Consider the following 814-nt stretch of genomic DNA (forward strand, 5'->3'; position numbering starts at 1 on the left):
CAGGTCGAGTTCGGTCGGCTGGGCGAAGCGGGAGAAGTTGTGGACGCACAGGACGAGGTCGTCCTCGTACTCGCGGAGGAAGGCGAGCACCGCCGGGTTGGAGGACTGCAGTTCGTTGTAGGAGCCGAGTCCGAAGGCGGGGTTCTGTTTGCGGATCTCGATCATGCGGCGGGTCCAGTGCAGCAGGGACGACGGCGAGGACATGGCGGCCTCGACGTTGGTGACCTGGTAGCCGTAGACGGGGTCCATGATCGTGGGGAGGAAGAGCCGTCCGGGGTCGCTGGAGGAGAAGCCGGCGTTGCGGTCGGGGGTCCACTGCATGGGGGTGCGGACGGCGTCGCGGTCGCCGAGCCAGATGTTGTCGCCCATGCCGATCTCGTCGCCGTAGTAGAGGATCGGGCTGCCGGGCAGGGAGAGCAGCAGGGCGGTGAACAGCTCGATCTGGTTGCGGTCGTTGTCGAGGAGGGGGGCGAGGCGGCGCCGGATGCCGATGTTGGCGCGCATCCGTGGGTCCTTGGCGTACTCGGCCCACATGTAGTCGCGTTCCTCGTCGGTGACCATTTCGAGGGTGAGCTCGTCGTGGTTGCGCAGGAAGATGCCCCACTGGCACTTCGAGGGGATCGCCGGGGTCTTGGCGAGGATCTCGGAGACGGGGTAGCGGGATTCGCGGCGTACGGCCATGAAGATGCGCGGCATGACGGGGAAGTGGAACGCCATGTGGCACTCGTCGCCGCCGGTGCCGTAGTCGCCGAAGTAGTCGACCACGTCCTCGGGCCACTGGTTGGCCTCCGCCAGCAGCACGGTGTCCGGGTAC

General features: G+C 67.0%; 1 protein-coding gene. It reads right to left on the reverse strand.

Translation table 11 applies throughout. The features are described 5' to 3' along the window. Positions 1–814, reverse strand: an 814-nt coding sequence (locus ADK64_RS06680; protein ID WP_199829506.1) for an alpha-glucosidase C-terminal domain-containing protein, incomplete at both ends; no start/stop codon positions are given.

This window comes from Streptomyces sp. MMG1121 (genome assembly GCF_001280015.1).
Classification (GTDB): Bacteria; Actinomycetota; Actinomycetes; order Streptomycetales; family Streptomycetaceae; genus Streptomyces.